At 65.4% G+C, this 3,984-nt stretch carries 1 protein-coding gene; it reads left to right on the forward strand.

The genetic code is table 11. The features are described from left to right. The coding region (locus tag HMPREF2914_RS10880; protein WP_139148205.1) for a non-ribosomal peptide synthetase at positions 1–3,984 on the forward strand (3,984 nt) is incomplete at both ends.

Raw genomic sequence — 3,984 nt, forward strand, 5'->3', positions numbered from 1 at the left:
CTGGACCGGCCTGCTGGGCGGCGAGCAGCCGGTGATCGAGTTGCCCCTCGATCACCCGCGGCAGCCGCTGCGCAGCTATCGTGGAGCGCAATTGGACCTGGAGCTGGAGCCACACCTGGCCCTTGCCTTGAAACAGCTGGTTCAGCGCAAGGGTGTGACCATGTTCATGCTGTTGCTGGCTTCCTTCCAGGCGCTGTTGCATCGCTATAGCGGACAGGCGGATATCCGTGTCGGCGTGCCGATCGCCAACCGTAACCGGGTTGAAACCGAGCGGCTGATCGGTTTCTTCGTCAACACCCAGGTGCTCAAGGCCGACATCAATGGCCGGATGGGTTTCGACGAGTTGCTGGCCCAGGCCCGCCAGCGCGCGCTGGAGGCACAGGCGCACCAGGACCTGCCGTTCGAGCAACTGGTGGAGGCTTTGCAGCCGGAACGCAGCCTCGGCCACAACCCGTTGTTCCAGGTCATGTTCAATCACCAGGCCGACTCTCGTTCGGCCAACCAGGGCGTGCAACTGCCAGGCCTGTCGCTGGAGCGGATGGAGTGGCGGAGCAGCTCCGTGGCCTTCGACCTGACGCTGGACGTGCACGAGGCCGAGGACGGTATCTGGGCATCGTTCGGCTATGCCACGGATCTGTTCGAGGCCTCGACCGTCGAGCGCCTGGCTCGGCACTGGCAGAATCTCCTGCGCGGCATCGTGGCCGAACCGGGCCGGCCGGTCGCCGAGTTGCCGCTGTTGCTGGACGAGGAGCGCGATTGCCTGTTGCGGGCCTGGGCAGAGAACGCCGACGAGGGTGGGTTGCCGCCCCTGGTCCAGTTGCAGATCCAGGAGCAGGCCCGTCTGCGTCCGCAGGCGCAAGCACTGGCGCTGGAGGGGCAGGCGTTGAGCTACGCCGAGCTCAACGCCCGCGCCAATCGTCTGGCTCACTGCCTGATAGCGCGTGGCGTCGGTCCCGATGTGCTGGTGGGAATCGCCGTCGAGCGCTCGCTGGACATGGTGGTCGGTCTGCTGGCGATCCTCAAGGCCGGTGGTGCCTATGTGCCGCTGGACCCGACCTATCCGCAGGACCGTTTGCGTCACATGCTCGAGGACAGCGCCGTCGGCCTGTTGCTCAGCCAGGAGCATTTGCTGCCCGGGCTGCCTTTGCACGAAGGGCTGGAGGTGCTCTCCATCGACCGCCTGGAGCGGGACGCATCGGTGTCTACGGATGATCCGGTGGTGAACCTGCGGCCGGAGAACCTGGCCTATGTGATCTACACCTCCGGCTCCACCGGAAAACCCAAGGGCGTGGCCATCAGCCATGCGGCGCTTGCGCAGTTCTCGCGTATCGCCAGTGGTTATTCCGCGCTCACCCCGGAGGATCGGATATTGCAGTTCGCCACCCTGAGCTTCGACGGCTTCGTCGAACAGCTCTATCCGGCGCTGACCCGTGGTGCCTGCGTGGTCCTGCGTGGCGGCGACCTCTGGGATACCGGTGAGCTGTATCGGCAGATAGTCGAGCAGGGCGTGACCCTTGCCGACCTGCCCACGGCGTACTGGAACCTGTTCCTGCTCGATGCCCTGGCCGAGCCACGGCGTTCCTACGGTGCCTTGCGGCAGATCCACATCGGTGGCGAAGCCATGCCACTGGAGGGGCCGAAGCTCTGGCGGCAAGCCGGCATGGGCCGGGTGAGGTTGCTCAATACCTATGGACCGACCGAGGCCACGGTGGTGTCCAGCGTCTTCGATTGTTCCGCCGAGAACGCCCGGGTGGGCAATGCCAGTCCTATCGGCCAGGCGCTACCCGGCCGTACGTTGCTGGTGCTGGATGAACATCTCGGCCTACTGCCCGTAGGGGCGGTAGGCGAGCTTTATATCGCCAGCCGTGCCGGGCTGGCCCGTGCCTACCACGATCGGCCCGGCTTGACCGCCGAGCGCTTCTTGCCCGACCCCTTCGGCGAACCGGGCTCGAGGCTCTACCGGACCGGCGACCTGGCGCGCCGACGCGGTGACGGCGTGATCGAGTACATGGGGCGTGCCGACCATCAGGTGAAGATCCGCGGCTTCCGCATCGAGCTGGGGGAGGTCGAAGCCCGCCTCCTGGACTTGGAGGGAATACGCGAAGCGGCGGCTCTTGCGCTGGACGGTCAACTGGTGGCCTACCTGGTGGCTGAGGGGGGCGAGGACGAAACTCGCCAGCCGGCTTTGCGCGAGCGTATCCGCACAGCGCTACGGGCCTCGCTACCGGACTACATGGTGCCCTCGCACCTGCTGTTCCTCGAGCGGATGCCGCTCAGTCCAAATGGCAAGCTGGACCGTCGGGCGCTGCCGAAGCCGGATGCCGGCCTGATGCAACACGAACACATGGCGCCGGCGAGCGCGCTGGAGAAAGACGTGGCCGCGATATGGGGCGAGTTGCTGGGCGTCGAACGGGTCGGCCTTACCGACAACTTCTTCGAATTGGGCGGACACTCGCTGCTGGCGACGCGCCTGGTCTCGCGGATTCGCCAGGATCTCGGTATCGAAGTCAGCCTGAAGAGCCTTTTCGAGCAGCCGGTCCTGCAGGGATTCGTCGAGAGCCTGGGCGAGAAACCGGCGGAGGTTCCGCCGATCATGCCCGTTACCCGCGAGCAGCCGCTGCCGTTGTCCTATGCACAGGAGCGCCAGTGGTTCCTCTGGCAATTGGAACCGGAGAGCGCGGCCTATCACATTCCCGCCGCCCTGCGCTTGCGCGGCGGCCTCGATGTCGTCGCGCTACAGCGCAGTTTCGAGCGCCTCGCACAGCGTCACGAGTCGTTGCGTACCCGCTTCCGCCAGGAAGGCCTGCGTACCGTTCAGGTGGTGGACGCCGATGGGCAGTTGCAGGTTTCCCGGCATAACCTGGCGAATGTCGATGACGCGTCGCTCAGGGCGGCAGTCGAAGCGGAGATGGCCAGGCCCTTCGACCTACGGACGGATGCGTTGCTGCGGATCAGTCTGTTCGAAGTGGCTCCGAATGACCATGTGCTGGTCATGGTCCAGCACCATATCGTCTCCGACGGTTGGTCGATGCAGTTGATGGTCGAAGAGCTGGTCCAGCTCTATGCCGCCTACAGCCAGGGGCGCGAAGCGGCCCTGCCGGCGCTGCCGATACAGTATCCGGACTATGCCGTCTGGCAGCGCGAATGGATGGAGGCCGGAGAGAGGGAGCGCCAGTTGGCGTACTGGATCGGCCTGCTGGGTGGCGAACAGCCGGTGCTGGAGCTGCCGTTCGATCGTCCCCGTCCTGCGGAGCAGAGCTTTCGCGGCGCGCGGCTGGAGTTCGAACTCGGCGCCGAGCGGGCCAGGCGGCTGAAGGCGCTTGCCCAGCGGCAGGGTGCGAGTACCTTCATGTTGCTGCTGGCATCGTTCCAGGCGCTGCTGTATCGCTACAGCGGTCAGTCGGATATCCGTGTCGGCGTGCCGGTCGCCAATCGCAACCGGGTCGAAACCGAGCGACTGATCGGGTTCTTCGTCAACACCCAGGTGCTCAAGGCCGACATCGATGGGCAGATGGGGTTCGAGCGATTGCTGCACCAGGTTCGCCAGCGCTCGCTGGAGGCGCAGGCGCACCAGGACTTGCCGTTCGAGCAACTGGTGGAAGCCTTGCAACCGGAGCGCAGTCTCAGCCACAGCCCGCTGTTCCAGGTGCTATTCAACTACCAGGCGGAGCGGGGCGAGCACGGCTTGCCGGAAGTCGCGGGACTGAGCATCGAAGAGCAGGCGTGGGAAAGCCATACGGCGCAGTTCGACCTGGTGCTGGATACCTGTGAGTCCGAGTCGGACATCTGGGCGGCGCTGGTCTATGCGACCGATCTATTCGATGCTTCGACCGCAGAGCGCCTGGTACGGCATTGGCAGAATCTGCTGGATGCGATCCTGGCGATGCCTGACGCTCGCCTGGGAGAGCTGGACATGCTCGACCGCGAGGAGCGCGAAGTCATCGGGCAGCTCTGGAACCGCAGCGACTCGGGCTATCCGGCAAC

This window comes from Pseudomonas sp. HMSC067G02, assembly GCF_001813485.1.
Taxonomy (GTDB): Bacteria; Pseudomonadota; Gammaproteobacteria; order Pseudomonadales; family Pseudomonadaceae; genus Pseudomonas; species Pseudomonas aeruginosa.